Below are 235 nucleotides of genomic sequence, written 5' to 3'. Positions count from 1 at the left end.
CCTCCAGTGCGATTCAGCCCAACTTACTAGCAAAAAAAAGCCTCTCCCGAATCGAGAGAGGCAGCAATGCCTTTAACGCTGTTAGTACATTTTCAAAAAGTAATACCCTATACCGCTCTCGCCTGCTATTAAGAGCGGCGCATCGAGTTATCGATGAACGTTTATGTAAAGCAAGTGAGGTGCCAATATTAAAAACCTTTACTATACAACGGGTTACATTAAAACCAATTATAGC

The 235-nt window shown here is 41.7% G+C and carries 1 protein-coding gene; it reads left to right on the top strand.

Features of this window, described 5'->3' with window-relative positions; translation table 11 throughout:
- On the top strand, positions 1-235 hold a 235-nt coding region (locus O4H47_RS18075; RefSeq protein WP_269395411.1), incomplete at both ends, for a hypothetical protein.

It is taken from the genome of Maritalea porphyrae, assembly GCF_027213965.1.
Lineage (GTDB): Bacteria > Pseudomonadota > Alphaproteobacteria > Rhizobiales > Devosiaceae > Maritalea > Maritalea porphyrae_A.
Note: the sequence above shows the minus strand (reverse complement) of the source record. Positions and strands in the feature narration are given on the sequence as shown.